20 protein-coding genes are annotated in these 22,572 nt (G+C 63.3%); 17 read left to right on the forward strand and 3 right to left on the reverse strand.

From position 1 onward, the window contains the following. The first annotated feature begins 6 nt into the window (after window positions 1-6). The 5 genes from VI26_RS20310 (at window position 7) to VI26_RS20330 (ending at window position 6,030) form a co-directional block, all read left to right on the forward strand. Entirely contained in the window at window positions 7-546 is a 540-nt protein-coding gene (locus VI26_RS20310) for a chemotaxis protein CheW (protein ID WP_048411580.1), read from the forward strand. Further along, the gene (locus VI26_RS20315; protein ID WP_231581070.1) at window positions 547-1,428 is read left to right on the forward strand and encodes a protein-glutamate O-methyltransferase CheR; all 882 of its coding nucleotides are present in this window, start codon (window positions 547-549) and stop codon (window positions 1,426-1,428) included. Next, on the forward strand, window positions 1,403-2,473 hold the full coding sequence (locus VI26_RS20320; RefSeq protein WP_048411581.1) for a chemotaxis response regulator protein-glutamate methylesterase: 1,071 nt from the start codon (window positions 1,403-1,405) through the stop codon (window positions 2,471-2,473). Before VI26_RS20315 ends, VI26_RS20320 begins: the two co-directional genes overlap by 26 nt. 454 nt (window positions 2,474-2,927) lie before the next feature. After that, window positions 2,928-4,565 (forward strand): methyl-accepting chemotaxis protein, encoded by a 1,638-nt coding sequence (locus VI26_RS20325; protein WP_048411582.1) that lies wholly within the window; start codon window positions 2,928-2,930, stop codon window positions 4,563-4,565. Between the two features lie 118 nt (window positions 4,566-4,683). Then, entirely contained in the window at window positions 4,684-6,030 is a 1,347-nt protein-coding gene (locus VI26_RS20330; protein ID WP_048411583.1) for a glycosyltransferase, read from the forward strand. Window positions 6,031-6,095: 65 nt separating this feature from the next. On the opposite strand, the gene VI26_RS20335 is transcribed toward VI26_RS20330, so the two are convergent. Both VI26_RS20335 and VI26_RS20340 read right to left on the reverse strand, forming a co-directional pair. Further along, window positions 6,096-6,659, reverse strand: a complete 564-nt coding sequence (locus tag VI26_RS20335) for a C40 family peptidase (protein ID WP_082151178.1) — start codon at window positions 6,657-6,659, stop codon at window positions 6,096-6,098. Further along, window positions 6,656-8,566: an ATP-binding cassette domain-containing protein gene (locus tag VI26_RS20340; protein ID WP_048411584.1), complete on the reverse strand. Its 1,911-nt coding sequence runs from the start codon at window positions 8,564-8,566 to the stop codon at window positions 6,656-6,658. The genes VI26_RS20335 and VI26_RS20340 overlap by 4 nt, the downstream gene beginning before the upstream one ends. 122 nt (window positions 8,567-8,688) lie before the next feature. Between VI26_RS20340 and VI26_RS20345 the strand changes: the two genes are divergently transcribed. The 7 genes from VI26_RS20345 (at window position 8,689) to VI26_RS20375 (ending at window position 14,419) form a co-directional block, all read left to right on the forward strand. Next, the gene (locus VI26_RS20345) at window positions 8,689-9,042 is read left to right on the forward strand and encodes a hypothetical protein (protein ID WP_048411585.1); all 354 of its coding nucleotides are present in this window, start codon (window positions 8,689-8,691) and stop codon (window positions 9,040-9,042) included. Between the two features lie 3 nt (window positions 9,043-9,045). Then, window positions 9,046-9,498: a protein YgfX gene (locus tag VI26_RS20350; protein WP_048411586.1), complete on the forward strand. Its 453-nt coding sequence runs from the start codon at window positions 9,046-9,048 to the stop codon at window positions 9,496-9,498. Then, the gene (gene folC, locus VI26_RS20355; RefSeq protein WP_048411587.1) at window positions 9,495-10,763 is read left to right on the forward strand and encodes a bifunctional tetrahydrofolate synthase/dihydrofolate synthase; all 1,269 of its coding nucleotides are present in this window, start codon (window positions 9,495-9,497) and stop codon (window positions 10,761-10,763) included. The genes VI26_RS20350 and folC overlap by 4 nt, the downstream gene beginning before the upstream one ends. A 7-nt stretch (window positions 10,764-10,770) precedes the next feature. Next, window positions 10,771-11,610 (forward strand): SPOR domain-containing protein, encoded by an 840-nt coding sequence (locus VI26_RS20360; protein WP_048411588.1) that lies wholly within the window; start codon window positions 10,771-10,773, stop codon window positions 11,608-11,610. A 5-nt stretch (window positions 11,611-11,615) separates the two neighbouring features. Further along, window positions 11,616-12,110: a CvpA family protein gene (locus VI26_RS20365; RefSeq protein WP_048411589.1), complete on the forward strand. Its 495-nt coding sequence runs from the start codon at window positions 11,616-11,618 to the stop codon at window positions 12,108-12,110. Between the two features lie 106 nt (window positions 12,111-12,216). Beyond that, window positions 12,217-13,752, forward strand: coding sequence for an amidophosphoribosyltransferase (gene purF / locus VI26_RS20370; RefSeq protein WP_048411590.1), 1,536 nt, complete (start codon window positions 12,217-12,219; stop codon window positions 13,750-13,752). Between the two features lie 268 nt (window positions 13,753-14,020). After that, a complete protein-coding gene (locus VI26_RS20375) occupies window positions 14,021-14,419 on the forward strand; it encodes a hypothetical protein (protein WP_048411591.1) in 399 nt (132 codons plus the stop codon). Between the two features lie 7 nt (window positions 14,420-14,426). On the opposite strand, the gene VI26_RS20380 is transcribed toward VI26_RS20375, so the two are convergent. Beyond that, window positions 14,427-14,816, reverse strand: coding sequence for a hypothetical protein (locus VI26_RS20380; RefSeq protein ID WP_197081548.1), 390 nt, complete (start codon window positions 14,814-14,816; stop codon window positions 14,427-14,429). A 517-nt stretch (window positions 14,817-15,333) separates the two neighbouring features. Here VI26_RS20380 and VI26_RS20385 point away from each other — a divergent pair. The 5 genes from VI26_RS20385 to tssC all read left to right on the forward strand — a co-directional run bounded on the left by VI26_RS20385 (window position 15,334) and on the right by tssC (window position 22,457). Then, window positions 15,334-16,953: a methyl-accepting chemotaxis protein gene (locus VI26_RS20385; RefSeq protein WP_082151179.1), complete on the forward strand. Its 1,620-nt coding sequence runs from the start codon at window positions 15,334-15,336 to the stop codon at window positions 16,951-16,953. 499 nt (window positions 16,954-17,452) lie between these two features. Beyond that, window positions 17,453-18,595 carry a DUF4158 domain-containing protein gene (locus tag VI26_RS20390; protein WP_048411592.1) on the forward strand — a complete coding sequence of 381 codons (1,143 nt, stop codon included), beginning with the start codon at window positions 17,453-17,455 and terminating at the stop codon, window positions 18,593-18,595. A gap of 885 nt (window positions 18,596-19,480) precedes the next feature. Further along, window positions 19,481-20,389 carry an ImpA family type VI secretion system protein gene (locus tag VI26_RS20395; RefSeq protein ID WP_048411643.1) on the forward strand — a complete coding sequence of 303 codons (909 nt, stop codon included), beginning with the start codon at window positions 19,481-19,483 and terminating at the stop codon, window positions 20,387-20,389. A gap of 29 nt (window positions 20,390-20,418) precedes the next feature. Further along, window positions 20,419-20,940 carry a type VI secretion system contractile sheath small subunit gene (tssB, locus tag VI26_RS20400; protein ID WP_048411593.1) on the forward strand — a complete coding sequence of 174 codons (522 nt, stop codon included), beginning with the start codon at window positions 20,419-20,421 and terminating at the stop codon, window positions 20,938-20,940. Further along, the gene (gene tssC, locus VI26_RS20405; protein ID WP_048411594.1) at window positions 20,937-22,457 is read left to right on the forward strand and encodes a type VI secretion system contractile sheath large subunit; all 1,521 of its coding nucleotides are present in this window, start codon (window positions 20,937-20,939) and stop codon (window positions 22,455-22,457) included. Before tssB ends, tssC begins: the two co-directional genes overlap by 4 nt. The last annotated feature ends 115 nt before the right edge of the window (window positions 22,458-22,572 follow it).

Here is a 22,572-nt window from a genome sequence, read left to right on the forward strand (position 1 = left end):
CCGGCGATGAAACACAGCGAGCAAGAGGCCGCCGAGAGCGGCGAGCAGACATTCCACTGCGTGACCTTCATCCTCGGCGAGGATTTGTTCGGCATCCAGATCGGCTTCATCCGCGAGATCGTCGAATTCGAAGGCATCACCGAGGTGCCGATGATGCCGGCCTTCGTGCGCGGCATCATCAATCTGCGCGGCGCGGTGGTGCCGGTGGTGGATCTGTCGGTGCGCTTCGGCCGCGGCCGGACCGCGCTGCGGGCGTCCACCTGCGTGGCCATCCTGTCCTTGCCCGGCCTGGAGGGCGGCTACACCGATATCGGCATTCTGCTGGATTCGGTATGCGAGGTGCTGGAAATCCCGCTGAAGGAGATCGATCCCTCGCCCAGCTTCGGCTCCAATATCCGCAGCGACTTCATCCAGGGCATCGCCACCATCAAGCAACGCTTCGCCATTCTGCTGGACGTGCGCCAGGCGCTGTCGGTGACCGAGCTCAGCGCGATGGCGGAGGCGGTGACGCAGCAGTTTCTCAGCGACGATATCGAGGCCTTGTAAGTGTTCCGCCTGGAAGAGCCCTTGCCGGCCCCGCCGATGCTGAGCGACGGCGAGTTCGCCCAGCTGCGCCGCTTCATCCATCAGGCCGCCGGCATCGCCATGTCGCCGGGCAAGCGCTCGCTGATCCAGTCGCGGCTGGCCAAGCGGCTTAGACAACTGCGGCTGAACAGCTATGCCGCGTACTGGCGGATGATTGCCGACCCGGCCAACGCGCTGGAGCGGCAGTACGCGATCAATCTGCTGTCCACCAATGAAACCTATTTTTTCCGCGAGCCGGAACACTTCGCCTGGCTGCGGCAGTTGGCGGCGCGGCGGCAGGGCGGCGGCGAGCTGCGGCTGTGGTCGGCGGCGTGCTCCACCGGCGAGGAGGCCTACACCATCGCGATGATATTGGCGGAAACACTGGGCCTGCAGGGGCTGTGGCGGGTGTACGCCACCGACATCAATACCCGGGTGACCGCTTTCGCCCGGCGCGCGGTCTATCCGCAGGCCAAGGCGAGCCGGACGCCGCCGGATCTATGGCGGCGTTATTTGCTGCGCGGACGCGCCGAATACGCCGGCATGGTCAAGGTGGCGCCGGAGCTGGCGCGCAAGGTGAGTTTTTCCAACTTGAACCTGCTGCACGCCGCGCATTTTCAGCACAGCCGCTTCGATGTGATCTTTCTGCGCAATGTGCTGATCTATTTCGACGAGGCCACCAAGCTGCGGGTATTGCTGGCGTTGTGCGACAAGTTGCGCGAGGGCGGGCATCTGATCATCGGGCATTCGGAATCGATACGCCACCTGGAGCTGCCGCTGACTCAGGAGGCGCCGTCGCGTTATCGGCTGGACTCGCGTTTTGCGGATGGAAGAATCGATGAGCATCGCCGTTCTGATTGTTGACGACTCCGCCGTGGCGCGCGAGATGTTGGGCCAGATGCTGGCCACCGCGCCGGACATCAAGGTGCTGGCGGCGTCGCCGGACCCCTTGTACGCGATGAACCGGATGAAGCTGCGCTGGCCGGACGTGATCATCCTGGACCTGGCGATGCCGCGGATGGACGGGCTGACCTTTTTGCGCCAGGTGATGGCGGAGCGGCCGACGCCGGTGATCATCTGTTCCGCGCTGACCACCGAGGGCGCGGCGGTGTCGCTGGAGGCGATGAGCGCCGGCGCGGTGTCGGTGCTGCTCAAGCCGCTGCTCAACGCCAGGACCCAGTTCCACGACAATGCCAGGCGACTGGTGGACGAGGTGCGCGCGGCGGCGCGCGTCAAGGTGGAGGCGCTGAAGCAGGTGGCGGCGTCCTGCTATCCGGCGCCCAGGCTGGACGCCGACGCCATTCTGGCGCCGCCGCCGGAGTTGAAAAAGCCGGCGCCCGGCAGCGAGCGCATCATCGCGGTGGGCGCGTCCACCGGCGGCACCCAGGCGCTGGAATTCCTGGTGCAGCGCTTGCCGCCATATGGGCCCGGCATGGTGGTGGTGCAGCATATGCCGGAAGGCTTCACCGCCATTTTCGCCGGGCGGCTGAACCAGCTGGCCCAGGTGGAGGTGAGGGAGGCGCGCGATGGCGACGTGGTCAGCCCCGGCACGGTGCTGATCGCGCCGGGCGGGCGGCATTTGCTGGTGCAGCGCCGGCAGAAGCGTTACTTCGTCGAGATCAAGGGCGGCCCGCCGGTGTCGCGGCATCGGCCTTCGGTGGACGTGCTGTTCCGCTCGGTGGCGGTCAGCGCCGGCAGCAGCGGGGTGGGCCTGATTCTCACCGGCATGGGCGACGACGGCGCGCGCGGCATGCGCGAGATGCACGATGCCGGCGCGCGCACGCTGGCGCAGGATGAAAGCTCCTGCGTGGTGTTCGGCATGCCGCAGGCGGCCATCGCCCGCGGCGGGGTGGGCGAGGTGATGTCGCTGGAACAGATGGCGTGGATGTTGCAAGGCTTGCGCGCCTGAGAATCAGGCGCCAAGAACCTGTCCGCGGCCTTGATGGGCGCGCCGGCTCAAGTATACAGATGGCTTAGGTGTTTTTACTTAACACTGGTCAATGCCCGCGCTTATCTTTAAAAAATCCTTTAAAAACAAAGACAGGGCAGCTCGCTTTAGCTGGAGAGAAAGCGATTATGCACTTGCTATGTGCAAACTACCAAAGTCACCCGCAACGCTTTGCCAGTGATTGGCGTTATCATCGCTTTCCATATTCAGCGCCTGCCGCGCCGGGACGCCCGTTTCGGCGCGCCGCCTGTCTATCCATCCCCGCCAGCGCCGCGTGACACCGCGGCGTCGCCATCGTCACTTGTCGATTTCTGCCTGATCCATTGCTTGGACCTGCGGCGCCGCCGCGCGGGCCGACTTGCCGCCAGCGGCGGGGACTTGTTTTTGGTAATGAATGTCGAGGGAATGCATCCGTATGAGTGTCTTGAACAAGGACTGGGGCTTGCGGGCCAAGTTATCCGCCGCTTTTACTCTGGTGAGCCTGTTGATCGTGGCGGTTTATTCGGTCTACGCCTACCGCAGCACCGTGGACTCCGAAATGAAGGGCGTGGATCAGACCTTGCTGACCGCCGCCTACGCCGCGCGCCAGATGGTGGGCGAAAACTTCCACGATCAGCTGCCGGACAGCAATCCCAACAGCCAGGTGACCACCAAGCAGCTGACCGATTTTACCCGCGACAGCGGCCTGGCTTACGCCTATTCCACCATTCAGCGCGGTGGCCGCATTCTCTATACCAGTTCGTCCGCCAGCCCCAGCGAGGTGAAGTCCGGCCAGTATCAGCAATGGTTCCTGGCCGAGTACAAGGACGTGCCGGCCGGCCTGGCCGCGGCCTTCAATAGCGGCAGCGTCCAGTACGAGGAGTACCAGGGCGAGTTCGGCCTGTTCCGCTCGGTGTTCGTGCCCTTCACCTCGGCCAGCGGCATGCGCTACGTGGTGGGGGTGGACACCTCGCTGCAGAAGGTGGAAGCGCTGCGCATGCAAGTGCTGTGGCAGAGCGGCGCGGTGGGCCTGGGCCTGCTGCTGATGTCGCAACTGGTGGCGCTGCTGCTGGCCAATCGCATGGTGCAGCCGGTGAATGAGCTGAACGTGGCCTTGCAGCAACTGGCCGGCGGCGACTGGAACCTGGTGCGCAGCATGCCGGTGCGCAGCCGCGACGAGGTGGGCCGCATCGCGTCCTCCTTCAATACCTTCATGGCGGCGCTGCGCCAGCGCTTGCTGGAAATCCGCGGCGAATCCGACGCGGTGCAGAGCGAATCGCAGCATATCGATCAACTGGTGGGCGGCGTGGCCGCGCGTTCCAGCCAGCAGGCCGAGGATGTGCGCGGCAGCGCGGCGGCGGTGGAAGAGCTGGCGGTGAGCATCGCCCATGTCTCGGAAATCGCCGAGGACGCGGCCAATCTGATGTCTTCGTTCGAAGGCCAGACCCAGACCACGGTGCAATACATCCAGAACGCGGTGAGCGGCATGCAGACGGTGCAGCAGGAAGTGACGCAGCTGGCTGGCAAGCTGGATCAGCTGGACGCGCGCACCAATGAGATCAATATGATCGTGGCGGTGATCAAGGACATCGCCGATCAGACCAATCTGCTGGCGCTGAACGCGGCGATCGAAGCGGCACGCGCCGGCGAGCAGGGCCGCGGCTTCGCGGTGGTGGCCGACGAGGTGCGCAAGCTGTCCGAACGCACCGCCAACGCCACGGTGGAAATCGGCTCGATGATAGATTCGGTGCAGCAGGATTCCGCTTCCGCCATCGCCGGTATGCGCGCGGCGGTGGACCGGGTGGACGCCAGCGTCAGCCACGCCGGCGAGGCGCAGGACACCTTGCAGGGCTTCTCGGTGCAGATCCAGGGGGTGTCGCGTGGCATGGGCGATATTTCGGCGGCGGTGCGCGAGCAGGCGAATGCTTCGCAGCATCTGGCCGGCAGCGTGGAATCGGTCAGCAGCTCGGCCGAGGAAAACCGCCTGGCGGCGGAAGAGGCGCAGCAGGGCGTGGTCAATCTGCTGGAGCGCGGCGTGTCCTTGCGCGGCGTGGTACAGCAGTTCACGCTCTAAGCCATGGCGCGGCGCAGGGTCGCCATGCACACGCAACCGCCCTCGGGCGGTTTTCTTTTTGCCCAATAAATGACATTGGCGTAAACTGGCTTGCCAAGCTAGAGCATGGAGGCAGGTCATGGAGCGGAAGCAGTCGTTGCCGTCTGGCGGCGTGGATCCGGCGCGCGGTCCTTTGATCATCGTGGCGTCCAGCGGCACCGGCGGGGACATGCAGCCCTTTATCGCGCTGGCGCGCGGGCTGCGCGAACGCGGCCACCGGGTGCTGCTGCTGGCGCCCGCCTTGCAGGAGGAGGCGGCGCGGGCGGCCGGCCTGCCGTACTGGCTGTTCGGCAGTATCGAGCGGGAACAGGCGGCGCTGGACAATCCCGATCTATGGCATGAGCACAAGAGCTGGGGCGTGCTGTGGGAGAGCCTGGTTCCGGATCTGGACGCCTTGCGGGAGCGGGTGCGGGCGCTGCCGGCGGATGAGGACTGCGTGGTTTTGTGTCATCCCGTCCTGGTGCCGATGGCGGCCTTGGCCCGCGCGGCGCGGCCGGATTTGCGCATCGTCGCCGCCTATCTCGCGCCGTCCAATCTGTGCAGCAGTCACGATCTGCTGAGCCTGGGCTCGCTGCGCATTCCCGGCTGGCTGCCGCCGGCCGTGACCGGCCTGCTGTGGCGCTGGCTGCATCGCTGGTTCAATGCGCAGACCTTGCCCGGCTTGAACGCGGCGCGCGCGCAGCGCGGCTTGGCGGCGGAGCCGCATTTCTTCGAACACATGCTGCGGGCGCCGAATGCATCGGTGGCGCTGTTTCCCGACTGGTTCGCCGCGGTGCAGCCGGATTGGCCGCGGCCATGCGCGCAGGGCGATTTCATGTTGCCGGCGGCGACCGGACCCGGCCTGAGCGTGGAGCTGGAGGCTTTCCTGGCCGCCGGCGATGCGCCCATCGTGTTCACGCCGGGCACCGGCCATCGGCACGCGGCGGCTTTCTTCGACGCCGCGCTGCTGGCCTTGCGGCGGCTGGGGCGGCGCGGGATCTTCGTTACGCCGCACGCGGCGCAGTTGCCGCCGGCTCTGCCGGACTCTGTGCTGTGGCAGGCGCATGCGCCTTTCGCCGCGCTATTGCCGCGCGTGGCGGCGCTGGCGCATCACGGCGGCGTCAGCACCACCGCCGACGCGATGCGCGCCGGCATTCCGCAATTGATCGTGCCTTTTGCCTATGACCAGTTCGACAATGGCTTGCGCGCCAAGCGCCTGGGCGTGGCCGAGGTGCTGCTGGCGCGGCGCTTGTCCGGCGCGCGCATGCATGAACGGCTGCGACGGCTATTGGCGGCGCCAAGCGTGCGCCAGTCCTGCCGCGAGCTGGCGGCGCGGATGGCCGGGGCGGAGCCGGCGCGTTCGCTGGATTGTGTGGAACGGGCGTTGCTGGGGCCGGTCTCGAACGGAACGGAAAACGCCGGCGCAAGGCCGGCGTTGGTGTGGTGAGCGCTTTTCGATGCGGCATTCTGTGTGCCAGGCCTCACGAAACGCGGCAGACATTGAACAGGTTCTTAGCTGAACAGCGTGCGCGCGCCCTCGTAACGGGCGGCGAAATAGCTATTGTCCAGCCGCGCCACGCGGATGGCGCTATTGGTTCGCGGCGCGTGCACGAACTTGGCGTCGCCGATGAAGATGCCCATGTGCGAGAACGGGCGGTTCATGGTGTTGAAGAACACCAGGTCGCCGACGCGCATGCGGCTGTCGGGAATCGGCCGCGCCACATTGGCGATCTGGGCGGCGTTGTGCGGCAGTTTGACGCCGACGGCGTTCTGATAGATGTAGCTGACCATGCCGCTGCAATCCAGGCCGGCCTCCGGGTTGGCGCCGCCGAACTTGTAGTCCAGGTCCAGCAGGCCCAGGGTATACATCAGGATTTCGCGGCCGGCGCCGTCGGCCTTGAGGCCGGACAGGCTGACATCGCCGGAAGGGCGCGGCTTGCGCCCGCCGCCGGCCACCTTGGTGGGGGTGGTGCCGCAGGCGGCCAGCAGGCCGGCCAGCGACAGCAGCGCGGCGCCGCGCAGCAGCGCGCGGCGGTCCAGCGGCGAAGAGGGCGAGGGCGGCAGGATCTTGCTCATTGTTGCTTTGACTCCAGTTCTTCCCAGCGCGCCAGCTTTTCCATCAGCGTCTCGTCTATCTGTTCCACCCGCTGCTGCCAGGCGATGGCCTCCTTGGGCGTGTCGCGGTAGCAGTTCGGGTCCAGCAAACGCTGATTCAGGCTGGCCTGCTCGGTTTCGAGCGCGGCGATCTCGTCCGGCAGCGCGGCGAGTTCTCGCGTCTCATTGTAGGACAGTTTATTGCGCGCGGACTTGGGCTTGTCCTTGGCTTTTTCCTGCGGAGCGGTGGTTTCCTTCGGTTTTTCCGCCGGTTTCATCGCCGCCATGCGCGCCTTGGTGTCGATCCAGTCCTGGTAGCCGCCCGGATATTCTTCCAGCCGGCCGTTGCCCTCGAAGGCGATCACCTGGGTGACCACGTTGTCGAGGAAGGCGCGGTCGTGGCTGACCAGGAACACGGTTCCCGAGTATTGAGCGATCACGTCTTCCAGAAGTTCCAGCGTGTCGATGTCCAGATCATTGGTGGGCTCGTCCAGCACCAGCACATTGGCCGGGCGGGTGAACAGCCGCGCCAGCAGCAGGCGATTGCGCTCGCCGCCGGACAGCGAGCGCACCGGGCTGCGCGCGCGCTGCGGCGAGAACAGGAAGTCCTCCAGATAGCTCATCACGTGTTTTCTGACGCCGCCGACCTCGACGAAGTCATTGCCCTGGCTGATGATGTCGGCGACGCTACTGTCTTCGTCCAGTTGCTCGCGGAACTGGTCGAAATAGGCGATCTCCAGCTTGCTACCTTGCTTGATGCTGCCGCTGTCCGCGTCCAGCTGGCCCAGGATCAGCTTGAGCAGGGTGGTCTTGCCGGCGCCGTTGGGGCCGATCAGGCCTATCTTGTCGCCGCGCAGGATGCGGGTGGTGAAGTCGCGGATCAGGGTTCTGCCCTCGAAGCCCTTGCTGACGTGTTCCAGTTCCGCCACCAGCTTGCCGGAGCGTTCGCCGGCATTGAGCTGGAAGTTGACCTGGCCGACGCGCTCGCGCCGCGCGGAGCGTTCGCGGCGGATCGCCTCCAGCCGGCGCACCCGGCCTTCGTTGCGGGTGCGGCGCGCCTCGATGCCCTTGCGGATCCATACTTCTTCCTGGGCGTGGAATTTGTCGAAGATGCGGTTCTGCTCTTCCTCTATTGCCAGTTCCTCGGCCTTGCGCACATGGTAGCTGGAGAAGCTGCCCGGATAGCTGCGCAGAATGCCGCGGTCCAGTTCCACGATGCGGGTGGCGACATTGTCCAGGAAGCGGCGGTCGTGGGTGATCAAGAGCACGCTGCCGCTGAAATTCTTGAGCAGGCTTTCCAGCCATTCGATGGCGGACACGTCCAGGTGGTTGGTGGGCTCGTCCAGTAGCAGCACGTCCGGCTTGGACGCCAGCGCGCGCGCCAGCGCCACGCGTTTTTTCCAGCCGCCGGACAATTCGCTGATGCGCGCGTCCGGGTTCAGGTCCAGATGGGACAGAGTGGAGGAGATCAGCGCGTCGAACTGCCAGCCGCCGCGGGCTTCCAGCTCGTGCTGGATATGTTCCATCCGCGCCAGCGCCTGTTCGTGGTCGGCGTCGGCCTGGGTCAGCTGATGGGTGACTTGATGGTATTCGGTGAGCAGGCTTTTCAATTCGCCCAGGCCTTCGGCCACCGCTTCGAACACGCTGTGTTCCGGGTCCAGCTCCGGCTCTTGCGGCACATAGGCCACGCTGACGTCGCCCTTGATGTTGACGCGGCCGTCGTCCAGCGCCACCGCGCCGGCCACGCTCTTGAGCAGCGAGGACTTGCCGGCGCCGTTGCGGCCGATCAGGCCGACCACCTCGCCCGGCTCCAGCGCGAAGTCGACATTATCCAGCAGTGCGTGGTGACCAAAAGCCAGGCAGGCTTTCTCGACGGTAATCAGGGCCATGTGAGTATTGTTTTCTGTATGGAAAGTTGCTCGAATTGTAACATGGGCTTCACCTTTCCACGCTTAGCGCCGCGCGGTTTGTGCTGTTACAATGCCGGCCAAACTTGAATGAAAGGCATGCTATGTACTTCGTTGACCGCTCTGTGGCCGTGATCAAGCCGAAGCAACCGTTCCTGGACTGGCTGAACCAGGCCCCGGACAACGATATGGACCTGGCGCTGGACAGCCTGCGCACCGACTGCACCGTGATCCTGCTGCCGGAGTTCGACGAGCCGGAAGAGGGCGTCGCCTACATCGACGAAATCTACGAACAATTGTTCAAGATGGAACTAGCGTCCTGGTACGAGGACGAAGCACTCTGGCCCAAGGATTTTTCCTTGAAGGCGTTCTGGGAGTGGTTCGACGTGGAAATCCACTCCACGCTGATAGACAGCGTGGACGCCGACATCAGCAACACCCCGGCCATCGATCTTTGAGCCATGGCCCGGCGGCAGCTGTTGGCGCCGTTCGGCTTCGAGCTGAGGCCCTCGCGGCTTTGGCTCGCGCTGGTGACGCTGGCCGCCGCGGCGTTGACGCTGACCGTGGCGCGTTATCTGCCGCCGGCCTGGCTGGCCTTGTCGGCGCCGGCGGCCTGGCTGAGCTGGCGCGCCTTGCGCGCCGATGGCTGGCGCGACGCCGCGCGTTTCCGCCGCCTGGAGGTGGATGGACTGGGGCGTTTGACCCTGTGGCGCGAGGCGGCGTTGCCGGCGCGGGTGCTGGACGATTGCTTCGTCACCCCGTGGCTGACGGTGCTGAATGTGACGCTGGACGGCCGGCGGCGCTCGCTGATGCTGTGGCCGGATTCGGCGCCGGCGGATGGACGCCGCCAACTGCGCGCCTACCTGCTGTGGTTCCAGACCGCGGACAAGACGGACTCGACTGAAACGAAATGACTCGACACAAGACACTGGCCGAGTGGCTGAGCTGGCAGGAGAGCCTGCACGCCACCGCCATCGACATGGGCCTGGCCCGCGTGGAGCGGGTGCGCGCCGCGATGAATCTGCAAGCGTCCTGCCCGGTGGTGATGGTGGCCGGCACCAATGGCAAGGGCTCGGTGTGCGCGATGCTGTCCACCATGCTGCACCGCGCCGGCTTCAAGGTGGGGACGTATACCTCGCCGCACATTCTGCGTTACAACGAGCGCATCGCCATCGATCTGGCCCCGGCCAGCGATGAGCGCATCGTCGCCAGCTTCGAGGCGATAGACGCCGCGCGCGGCGACACTTCGCTGACGTATTTCGAATTCGGCACCCTGGCGGCGATGCACAGCTTCGTCGCGGAAAAGGTGGACGTGATCGTGCTGGAGGTGGGCCTGGGCGGCCGCCTGGACGCGGTCAATATTTTCGAGCCGGACGTGTCGGTGGTGGTCAGCGTGGACTTGGACCACCAGGCCATCCTCGGCGACAACCGCGAGGACATCGGCTTCGAGAAGGCCGGCATCTACCGCGCCGGCAAGCCGGCCTTGTGCGCCGACCCGAAGCCGCCGGCCAGGCTGATCGAGCACGCGCGCGCCATCGGCGCGGATCTGAAATTGTATGGTCCGGACTTCGGTTTCCAGCGCATGGACAATCAATGGTCCTTCCACATGGGCGACGCCCATCGCCACGCCTTGCCGATTCCGGCGCTGCGCGGCGGCTACCAGATGGTCAACGCCTCGGCGGCGCTGGCGGTGCTGGAATGCCTGAAGGAGCGCTTGCCGGTGAGCATGGGCGCGGTCAAGCGCGGCCTGCTGGAGGTGGAATGGCCGGGCCGCTTCCAGGTGCTGCCGGGCCGTCCCGCGGTGGTGCTGGACGTGGGCCACAACCCGCACGCGGTCAAGGCCATGGTGGCCAGCCTGAAGCAGCTGCCGTTCGCGCGCAACCGGCTGGCGGTGTTCTCCATGCTGGAGGACAAGGACCTGGCCCAGGTGGCGGAACTGGCGCGCGAGGAGTTCGACGCCTGGTTCGTCGGCGGGCTGGACATGCCGCGCGGTCAGAGCGGCGAGCGCATCGCCGCCAAGCTGGCGGAAATCGGCATGACGCGAGTGCAATCCTTCGCCACCGTGGCGCAAGCCTGGACGGCAGCCTTATCGCAGGCGGAGGAGAGTGATAGAATCGTCGTTTTTGGTTCCTTCCACACCGTCGCCGAGGTGATGGAAGCCCGGCAACACCCGGCTTGAGGAGAGCATGGCCTTATCCACCCACGAGGAGTTGATCCTGTTGCGCAAGCGCGCCAGACGCCGTCTGGTGGGCGCTGTCGTATTGGTTACCATCGCGACCGTAGTGTTGTGGAATGTGGTAGGGCGTTTGCCCGAGCAGCAGATGAAGCCGGAGTCGATCGAAGTGCTGGGCGCGTCCGCGCCGGCCGCCAGCCACGCGGACGCGTCGGCCGCCGCCGCCGTGCTGCCGCCTATGGCCCAGGCCGCTTCCGCGCCGCAGGCCGCGTCCGCCGGATTGGCCGAGGCCCGGGCCAGCGCCAAACCGGGCGCCACCGAGCTAGCCGCCAATCTGTCCACGATGACGCCGGCCGCGCCCGCGGTCCAGCCGACGCCCGCCGTCAAGGCGGAAGCCAAGCCGGAAGTCAAGCCCGAGCCCAAGCCGGAAGCCAAAACGGAAACCAAGCCCAAGGCCGAGCACAAGCCCGAGCCGAAACCGGCCAAGCCGGAGCACAAAAAGCCCGACATCAAGCTGGAAGAGAAACCGGCGCGCAAGCCGGATCCGGCGGCTATTCTGGAAGGGCGCTTCGATTCGCTGGACAAGCCGGCGGCCAAGAAAGAAGAGCCGGCGGCCAAGGCCGAAGGCAAGTCGGTGATCCAGCTGGCGGCGCTGTCGGACCCGGACAAGGCCGACGCCTTGAAGTCCAAGCTGTCGTCGATAGGCGTCACCGCCCACTTCAGCAAGGTGCAGACCAGCAAGGGCGAGGTCACCCGGGTGCGGGTGGGGCCGTTCAACAGCCGCGCCGAGGCGCAGGCCACTTTGCAGAAGCTGGCCAAGGCCGGCGTTAACGGCATCATAGTGACCAAGTAGCCGTCATGACCCTCTTCGACTATATTGCCATCGCCATCATCGCCGGCTCCATCCTGGTGGCGATGATGCGCGGCCTGGTGGCCGAAGTGCTGTCGCTGGGCTCCTGGCTGATCGCCTTCTGGTGCGCCAAGCAGTTTTCGCCGGTGGTGTCGGCTTTCCTGCCCGGCGAATTGAGTTCGGAAGGCCTGAGGCTGGTGGCCGGCTTCGTGGCGGTGTTTTTCCTGGCCTGGCTCGCCACCGCCTTGCTGCGGGTCACGCTGACCGGCATGCTGGACAGCGTGGGTCTGGGCGGGGTCAATCGATTGTTTGGGGCTGTTTTCGGCCTGGCCCGCGGGCTGGTGCTGGTGACGGCCCTGGTTTTGGTAGGCGGCTTGAGCGATCTGCCGCGACAACCCATGTGGAGGAATGCCGTGCTCTCGGCGCCATTCGAATCAGTGGCCTTATCATTAAGGCCCTGGTTACCGGCGATGCTGGCCGATAACCTCCACTACACCGGGTAGCTGGTGAACAAGGCGGAATATCTTGATATCTTTACTTCAAGATTCCGCCTTTTTCTTTGTCTTGTTTTTTTGTCCGTTTCTTTAGTTGTAGGGAAGAGAGCAAAAGATGTGTGGAATTCTAGGCGTGGTCGGTCAGGCTCCGGTCAACCAGTTGCTGTATGACGGTTTGCAGGTGCTGCAGCATCGAGGTCAGGACGCCGCCGGCATCGTGACCGCCAATGGCAAGACCTTTCACATGCACAAGGGCAGCGGCATGGTGCGCGATGTGTTCCGCACCCGCAATATGCGTTCGCTGCTGGGCAGCGCCGGCATCGCCCATGTGCGCTATCCCACCGCCGGCTCCGCCGCCTGCCTGGCCGAGGCGCAGCCCTTCTACGTCAATTCGCCGTTCGGCATCGTGCTGGCGCACAACGGCAACCTGACCAATACCGAAGAACTCAAGGCCGACATGTTCCGCCATGATCTTCGCCACATCAACACCAACTCCGACTCCGAGGTGTTGTTGAACGTGTTCGCCCACGAACTGACCCAGCGCCTCAGCGGCAATGAGTTGAGCGTGGACGCGGTGTTCGGCGCCATCGAGGCGGTGCATCGCCGCGTGCGCGGCGCTTACGCGGTGGTGGCGATGATAGCCGGCTACGGCCTGGTGGCCTTCCGCGACCCCAACGGCATCCGTCCGCTGGTGATCGGCACTTGCGTCAACAACGGCAAGACTGAATACATGTTCGCGTCGGAATCGGTGGCGTTGGACTGTTCCGGTTTCAGCCTGCTGCGCGATGTGCAGCCGGGCGAGGGCGTGTTCGTCAGCTTCGACGGCGAATTCCACGCCCGCAGCTGCGCCAGCGACACCCGTCACGCGCCTTGCTTGTTCGAGTATGTGTATTTCGCGCGCCCGGATTCGGTGATAGACGGCGCCTCGGTCTACCAGGCGCGCATCGTGATGGGCGAGAAGCTGGCGGAGAAAATCCGCCATGCCTTGCCGGAGCTGGACATCGACGTGGTGATGCCGATTCCGGACACCAGTCGCCCCAGCGCGCTGCAACTGGCCAACCACCTGGGCCTGCCGTACCGCGAGGGCTTCATCAAGAACCGCTATATCGGCCGCACCTTTATCATGCCGGGCCAGGCGGTGCGCAAGAAATCGGTGCGCCAGAAGCTGAACCCGGTGGCCTGCGAATTCAAGGGCCGCAATGTGTTGCTGGTGGACGATTCCATCGTGCGCGGCACCACGTCCAAGGAAATCGTGCAGATGGCGCGCGACGCCGGCGCCAAGAAGGTGTATTTCGCCTCGGCCGCTCCGGCGGTGCGTTTCCCCAATGTGTACGGCATCGACATGCCGACGCGGGCGGAACTGTTGGCCACCGGTCGCGACGAGGCGGCGATCGCGCGCGAGATCGGCGCCGACGCGGTGATCTACCAAGACCTGTCCGCGCTGGAAGAGGCGGTCAGCAGCGTCAATCCCAAGCTGAGCAGCTACGAAACTTCCTGCTTCAACGGCGAGTACATCACCGGCGACATCACGCCGGCCTATCTGGACGCGATCGAGGCCGAGCGGCTGGACGGCAAGGCCGGGGCCGAGCAGGGCGGCAGCGAGCAGATGATAGACCTGAACCTGAACGTGGCCGAGCAAAACCTGATGTAAGCCGCGGCGCGGCAGCGCGCGGAGGGGATAACGGCGAGCTCTGGCCCGCCGTTTTTTGTTTCAGCGGCGCGTCAATTTGGCGACAGCCGCGGCACGCTAGCGGCTTTTTGCTTGCCAAACCCATTTATCATAATGAATATTTAATGCCATAAGCCGATAAAAACCCGGCGCGATAAGGCAGGCAAGTAAACTGGTATAAATCAATATGTATTTGAAAGTGTTTACTAGTTAATCTGTGCCGCATGCGCCTGATAGCCAAGGAGTGGAGATGGAGGACATTCTGGAAATGCTGGCAGCGCGGCAAGCCGCGCTGGAAAGAATCATAGAAGGGTTGGTGCTGACCATGAATCAGCATGGCGCGATCAAGCTGCAGGATTATCTGCAGATCGCGCAGCTGATGCGGCTGAACAGCGCGGTGACGGATTCCATCGATGTGTCCGACAGCCTGCGCCGCATCAACGCCCGCTTGCAGACGCACGCCCAGGGCGGGCTGGATTCGATCAATGCGCTGCTGAAGGAAACCATGTTGTTCGCCCAGGCCGCGCCGCCGCAACGCGACGCGCTGCAACAGGGCTTGGGCATGCGCGCATCGCTGGAGATTTGCGCGCAGCTGGAGGAATTGCTGCAACGCCGGGCGCGACGCCCGCGCAAGCCCACCCGGGCCTGAGCCGCCGTCAGGGCTGCCGCACCGCCGGCGCCGGCCGCAGATAGCTGGCGCGGGCGGGGTTTTGACGGTCCACCATGATTTCCACGCGCTCGCCGGCGCGCGGCATATTGCCCAGGTCTATCAATTGTTCAATCGTCAGTTCCCGGTTGAAGCCATCCTGCGACACTTTCAATTCCAGCCGCATCATCGGCTTCTGATTCACCAGCAATCCGGTTTGCCGGATAGACAACAGCTCCGCATCCAGCCTGACGCCATCCTGAATCTGTTGGCCGGACAATTTGCGTAGCGATGAATCTCGGTCAAACGCGCGCAGCAGCAGGAAAGCGGTGAGGGCCAGCGTCAACACGGCCACGCCTATCGACAAGAGCACGGAAAATCGGACCCAGGATTCAAGCATGTGGCTCTCCTTCCATTTTGACTAAGAACCTGTTCAAAGTCTGCTGCGCTTCGGCGATACGGCGTTGAAACCAAGCTCAGTGCTCATGTACCACGTGTACATTCCGCTTTTTTGCTCGGTTTCGCCTTGTCTCGCCCTTGCTCGCGAGATTTTGAACAGGCTCTAAGAAGTTGTTCAAAGCCTGCTGCGCGTCGTGAAACGTGACACGCATTCGAAAGGCTCATGCACCACTCCTACATTCCGCTTTCTCCGCCGTTTTCACCTTGTCTCGTTCTTGTTCGCGAGACTTTGAACAGGCTCTAAGCGCCGCAGCCATTGCGCAAAGGCAGGCTCTACCGAAGAAAGTGAAAACATTAAGAAATTGCGGCAAAGTGAGAGGCATTGGCCCGCGCTGAAATTCCATCCCGCACGGTGGACATGCATGGGCACGGAGTGAGTGGACCGCGCCATCGCCTATAGTGATCGCATGGAGGACGTCCATCCAGTTATGCGCAATGAAAGACAGAGGAGAGCGTAGATGACGATCGTGCAAAGAATCGCGATGTTGCTATTGACCAGCCTGCTGGCCGTGCTGGCGGTTGGAGGCTATGGCCTATGGGAGCAGCAGCGGGCCAAGCAGCGCTTCGACGATGCGCTGGGCAATCTGATTCCCAGCGTGCGGGATCTGAACAAGGCGACCAGTGCCTTCATCGACATGCGCAGCGGCATCATCCGCCATGTGCTGGCCAGCCGGCCGGAAGACAAGCGCGCGGCGGAAGAACTGGCCACGCAAGCGGATCAGCTACTAAGCGGCGTGCTGGACTCTTATGGCAAGAACGATGTTTACGATGAGCGCGACCGCAAGCTGCTGGACGAAGACCTGCGCGCCTTGGCGCGGATGCGCGAAGCCAGGCAGAAGCTGTTCGCCATTTCCAATGGCAATGATATCGCCGCCACCAACAAGGAGTTCGTCAGCGGGGCGATGGGCGCGGCCACCAGTGACTTTCGCAAAGCGATAGGCGCGCATGTCGACTTCAATATGCAAGTGGCTTTCGAGATCCAGAAAAGGAACGAAGAGGCGTTTCAGCGCACGATCTGGCTGATGGCGGGCTTCATCCTGCTGGTGCTACTGCTGGTGGCGCTGCTGGGCGGCCAGGTCTTCGCCGTGATCCGTCGCGGTCTGGCGCAAATCCAGCAAACAATTCAGCAAGTCAGCGAGCAACTGGACTTCTCCCGTCGCGCCCCGGTGACGCGCATGGATGAAATCGGCGTCACCGCCAGCGCCTTCAATGACTTACTGGGGCGTTTGCAACAGAACCTCGGCGCCATTCTGTCCGGCGCCCGCGAGGTGGCCGGCGCGTCGCAGGCGCTGAACCAGACTTCTGAGCAGGTGGCCGCGGCGGCGGCCTCGCAAAGCAGCTCCTCGGCCAATGTGGCGGCCACCATCGAACAGATGACGGTCAGCGTCAACCATGTAGCCGACCGCGCGCATGAAACCCATGGCCTGGCCAGTTCCGCCGGCGATATGGCGACAGAGGGTTCGGCCACCATCAGCCAGACCATCAACGATATTCGCCAAATCTCGCGGGCGGTGGACGAGGCGGCGGGCAGCATACGCGAGCTGGAAAAATTCAGCGGCCAGGTCAACGCGGTGGTCGGCGTGATCAAGGACATTGCCGATCAGACCAATCTATTGGCGCTGAATGCGTCGATCGAGGCGGCGCGCGCCGGCGAGATGGGGCGCGGCTTCGCGGTGGTGGCGGACGAGGTGCGCATGCTGGCGGAGCGCACCACCAGTTCGACCCAGGAAATCTCCAGCACCTTGTCGGCGATGCAGGAGCGTTCGCGCCAGGCCAGTACCCAGATGCAGAGCGCGGAAGAGTTGGTGAAGAACAGCGTGGCGCGCGCCGATGACGCCGACACCGCCATCCGCCAGATCGGCGGCGCCACTGGCGACACCGTGCGCATGGTCAGCGAGATTTCGGCGGCGATCAAGGAGCAGGGCAGCGCCACCAATAATATCGCGGTGCAGGTGGAAAGCATTGCACAGATGTCGGAGCAGGCCAGCGCGGCGGCGCAGGAAACCGCCAGCAATGCGCAGCAATTGGACCGGCTGGCCCGGGATCAGATTGCCACGTTGTCGCAATATCGCCTGTGAAGCGCCGGCCTTGGCGCCATGGCGTCCAGTCAAAATGCCCGCTTCAGCGGGCGTTTTCTTAGAGCCTGTTCAAAGTCTCGCGAGCAAGGGCGAGACAAGGCGAAAACGAGCGAAAAAGCGGAATGTACACGTGGTACATGAGCATTTTGAGCTTGGTTTCAACGCCGTATCGCCGAAGCGCAGCAGACTTTGAACAGGTTCTTATCGCTCAGCGGGTATTGCGCGGAGCGCCGACTCAGGCTTGCTCAACCGCCACAGCCCGCGGTCCTTGGAAACTGGCATCGCGCCGGGGACTCGGCATAACATGGCTCAATGAAAAGCATTTGCTTACCATAGAAGCCAGTATGGCTTCAAAATTTTGCAATGAGTCCAGTCCGCGTCACCTGGCCGCGCCGCCCACAGTGGCCCCGATGCTGCCGCAAGCGCGGAGCCCTCTCAAAACGGCCGGTAGCTGCATGTCCGGCATTCCACTCATCGGCCTAGGCCGGGGAAGTTGACCATGTCCAAACGCAGCTTGCTTACATTGCAGCAACGCGCTTATCTGCTGGCGCCTCCCAGCTGCGAATACGAACTTGAGCAGTTGACCCGCTTTAGCGAGCAAGATGTTGTCTTGATCCAACAGCATCGCGGCACGGCCAATCGCCTGGGAGTCGCGGTACTGCTGTGTTATCTGCGGCATCCTGGCATTGCGCTGGAGGCGGGCTGCCGGCCAAGCCCGCGCTTGCTGCGGCGAGTAGCCGCGGTGCTAGGGCTGGAGGAGGCGGCATGGGAGGGCTATGCCGTCCGCGACCAGACCCGGCGCGAGCATCTGGTCAAACTGTATGCCTATCTGGGCTTGAGACCTTACCGCGCCGAGGATGGCCAGACGGTGTTGCCTTATCTGACCCGGCTGGCGATTCAGACCGATCAGGCGATGACGCTGGCCGAGGCCTTGGTGGCCTGGCTGCGCCAACAACATGTGCTCTTGCCCTCCATCAATGTGATCGAGCGACTGTGCGCGGTGGCGCTGACACTGGGAGCTCGGCAGGTCTATGCGCGGCTCAATGACGCCTTGGACACCGGCCAGCGTCAGCGTCTGGACGCTTTGCTGGAACGTCGGGAAGGCTGCCGGCTGACCACGCTGGCCTGGTTGCGCAGCGTGCCGGAACGCGCCCACGACCGCGGCGCGGCGCCGCACATGGCGCGCTTGCGTGTGGTCGAGGCCTTGGCGCTGCCTGCGCATCTGAGCCGACTGGCGGGAGCGGAGCGAATGCGGGAATGGACCGATGCGGGGGACAGAATGAGTTGTCACGATTTGGCGGAACTGGACCCATTGCGACGCATGGCCATATTGCTGGCCATTGTGCTGCAAGCGCGCGCCGCGTTGATCCGCATGTTGCAAAACCTGGAAAAGCTGAAGGCGATCGATGCCCTGTGCCTGCCAAGTGGATTGCGGCAACTGATATCCCCTGGGCGCATGGACAAGCTGGCGGTGGAGGGCCGGCATATGACGCCCAAGGATTTGGCCAAGCTGGAACCCAGACGACGCATGGCCACGCTGTTGGTCCAGGTGCTGGAGCTGCGCGGGGCCCTGGTCAAGGACATTCTGGAAATGCGGGAACGTTTGGTGGGCGAGTCCTGGGAAGGAAGAAGATTCGGTTGAATGGATATCGGCATGTCGGCAGGTGCCGGATGGCAAGCCCTCGTCAACGCACGAGGGCTTTTTACTGGCTCTCTAGTTTAATTCGAATGGAGGCTGCGTTTGCTCATTCGCATTGGCGGCTATGAGTTGGCTGGCTTTGCCGTCAAGATTGCCATGAAGTTTAAATGCGCTAGCGTGCGCAGAAAGATGTTTTCCTTATTTGGCGATTTTGTCTCTCGAATACAACAAAACTTAAAGGACATTGCGCCTTGCTAGGCTTGATTTTCTGGCTTATCGACTAAGCCAAGCTGAAATTTTAAATTAATATTAATGTTTTTATTGAAAATATTTAAATTACAATTAAATTGACGGCAACAAAACCATGACTTCTCTTTTGTTCTCGGCCAAGCGCCATTCTGAATGACTTTCCATTTTTTTCTCCTAACTGTTCTCACGGCTTTCCATCCTCACATAAAAGCATGCGCATCGAAAACGCTAGCTGCGCTTGCCATCTAGCTCGAAGTAGCATCAAGTTCTATTCGAATGTCACTTGTTTTTCAGGCGCGAATGGGGTTTCCGTGCAATGTGGGGGTGCTTTGTTTTCTCCAATATGAAGCGTTAAACATTATGCGATATTGGCTTGGATGTTTTGTATGTATTTGTGTTGCAGTGCTGATCAGCGTCAATTCCCTGTTGGGCAATGGTGGTGCTGCGCTTGAGCGATTTGTTTGGACCTTGCCGTTGTCTGTTTGTAAATTGTGCTCGTGACATTGGTGCTTGATTTGCCGCGGAACTGGGGTTTGCTTGTTTGGTAAAGTGCGTGCGCGGCAAAATCGCGGCGCGTTTAGTGGCAAATAAGATTTAAAGCGTGTTCCTAAATCAATTGTTGGATTCATGGTGCTGAATATGAAGGATGCCACTGCCGATATTGTCTTGCCGGAACAGCCGGCGTCGCAGGAGCTGGACTTCGATGTCGACTTCATTCGCATCGACGCCGCGATCTGCGAATACGACGCGGTGGGTTTGGCGCCGGTGCGCAAGGGCGGCGAGCCTTTTCACTGGGGAACGGTGGAAAGCGCCAGCCGCGTATTACTGGGCAAGGCGGCGGATTTGCGTGTCGGGGTCTGGCTGCTGCGAGCGGCCTTGGCGCAACGCGGCTTGGCCGGAGCGGCCGATGGCCTGGAGGCGTTGGGCGCAATCGCCGCGCGGCCGCTGGCGAATATTCGCCCGGCCGGCCTGCCGGATGCGCCGGCGGGGGAACTTCATGCGCTGCACTTGGCTTGGCTGTCCGGTCCGGCCTTCTTGCATCAGCTCACGCACAGCCGTCTGAGCCTGGATTGCGGGATCAGCGTGCGGCAACTGATCAAGGGCCACGGCGATTTACCGCTGGCGGAACGGGAGCGGGTGCGTTGCGACGTGTCGCGCATGCGGGCAGGACTGGCCCGCTTGCTTGACTTGAGCGTGTTGGAAAACTTTTGCGAGCAATTCGACTGCGCCGGCCTGAATGCGGTGCTGGAAGAGCTCGACACCGCGCTGACGCCGAGCCGGGCGGCCCTGTCGGCCAAGTCCGCGCTGGAGGCGGCGCCAGGCGCGGCGCTGCCAGAGAGCTTGAGTTCCAGGGAGGAGGTGGCGGCGGCGCTGGATCGAGTCATCGCTTATTTCCACGAATACGAGCCCGGCCATCCGGCGCCGATTTTTCTAGCGCGCGCCAAGCGCATGCTGGGCGCGGGCTTCGAGGAGTTGATGGCGGAGCTGTTCGCCGAATCGGATGCGCTGGTGGCGAGACTGAATCGCCCCCGGCCGACGCAGGGCTAGTTAATCCACATTAGGGAAGGGAGATCGCCATGGCGCGACAAAAGGATGCGCAGAAATTCATCGGGGAGAGCCGCGCGCCCCGGGTGCAGATCGAGTACGACGTCGAGGTCTACGGTTCCCAGAAAAAGGTGGAGCTGCCGTTTGTGGCCGGGGTGCTGGCGGACTTGTCCGGCGACAATACCGAGCCCTTGGGCGCGGTGGAGGAGCGCCGCTTCACCGAAATCGACGCGGAAAACTTCGACGCGCGGATGGCGCAGATCGCGCCGGCGCTCAGCTATCAGGTGAAAAACACGATCACCAACGACGGCACCCTGATTCCCATTGATCTGAGCTTCGACTCCATGGAGTCCTTCGAGCCGGCCGAGGTGGTGAAGAAGATTCCGGACCTGGCGGTGCTGCTGGACGCGCGCAGCCAATTGAAGGAGCTGCTGACCTATATGGACGGCAAGGTGGCGGCCGAGGAGCTGATCGAGCAGCTGCTGAAAGAGATGTATCCGCCGGAAGGCGATGACGCCGAATCCGAGGGGACCGGTGGCGAGGAGGCGAAATGAGCACACAAGCCGAAATGCTGGCGCCGTCGGCGCCAGGGCTTAGCGAAGCGCCGCTGGACGATGGCCTGAAGGATATCCTGCGCCGCTCCTTCCGCCCGCGCACCAGCGAGGCCGCCGAGGCGGTGCAAAGCGCGGTGCAGACCTTGCTGAGCTATGCGCGCCGCAGCCGGGTCGTGGTGCGCGAGGATGTGGCGCAAACGGTGGAACAACTGGTGGCCGAACTGGACCGGAAGATATCGGAACAGCTGACCCTGGTGCTGCACAACGAGCGCTTCCAGCGCTTGGAGGGCGCTTGGCGCGGCTTGCACTATCTGGTGTCCAACACCGACACCACCGAGAACCTGAAGATACGTTATCTGAACATCTCCAAGAAGGAACTGGGCAAGACGCTGCGCCGCTACAAGGGCGTGGTGTGGGACCAGAGCCCGATCTTCAAGATGATCTACGAGCAGGAATACGGCCAGTTCGGCGGCGAGCCCTTCGGCTGCCTGATCGGCGACTATCACTTCGACCACGGCGCCCAGGATGTGGCGCTGTTGACCGAGATGTCCAAGATCGCCGCCGCCGCGCACGCGCCGTTCATCGCCGCCGCCGCGCCCAGCCTGCTGCAGATGGATGACTGGAGCGAGCTGTCCAACCCGCGCGATGTGTCCAAGATATTCACCGCCACCGAATACGCGTTCTGGCGGCGGCTGCGGGAAAGCAACGATTCGCGCTACTTGGCGCTGACGCTGCCGCGTTTCCTGGCGCGGGTGCCTTATGGTCCCAAGACTCAGCCCATCGAGGCGTTCGGCTTCGAAGAGAAGGTGGACCCGAATCGCGCCAGCGATTTTTGCTGGGCCAATTCCGCCTATGCGATGGCGGCGAATATCACGCATGCGTTCAGCACCTATGGCTGGTGCACCAAAATCCGCGGCGTGGAATCCGGCGGCGCGGTGGAGGTGCTGCCCAAATTCGTCTTGCCATCGCAGGACAATGAGGTGGAATTGCATTGCCCCACCGAGATCGCCATCTCCGACCGCCGTGAGCATGAACTGTCCGAATCCGGCCTGATGCCGCTGGTTTATCGCAAGAACTCCGACATGGCGGCCTTTATCGGCGCCAAGACCGTGCACCGGCCAGCGGTGTATGAGGACGACGACGCCACCGCCAACGCCAATCTGTCGTCGCGGCTGCCCTATATCTTCGCCACTTGCCGTTTCGCTCATTACCTCAAGTGCATCGTGCGCGACAAGATCGGCTCCTTCAAATCACGCGAGGACACTCAGCGCTGGCTCAACGACTGGCTGATGAACTATGTGGACGGCGACCCGAGCATCTCCAGCGAGCTCACCAAGTCCAAGCGCCCGCTGTCCGCGGCCGAGGTGCAGGTGGACGAATTGCCGGAAAACCCCGGTTACTACCGCGCCCAGTTTTTCCTGCGGCCGCATTTCCAGCTGGAAGGGCTGACGGTGTCGCTACGCTTGGTTTCCAAGTTGCCGTCGGCAAGGGCGGAAACCGCATCCGGCAGCGCTTAGCGCTTATCGACGTCGGACCGCCTCTTGGGCGGTCCGGCCGGCGCGGGGGAGGAAACGACCTGGCTCCTCCGGCGTCTGCACTCAGTCTCAGGTCCGGCATAACCATCATCTTTCA

Source organism: Chromobacterium sp. LK1, from assembly GCF_001043555.1.
Taxonomy (GTDB): Bacteria; Pseudomonadota; Gammaproteobacteria; order Burkholderiales; family Chromobacteriaceae; genus Chromobacterium; species Chromobacterium aquaticum.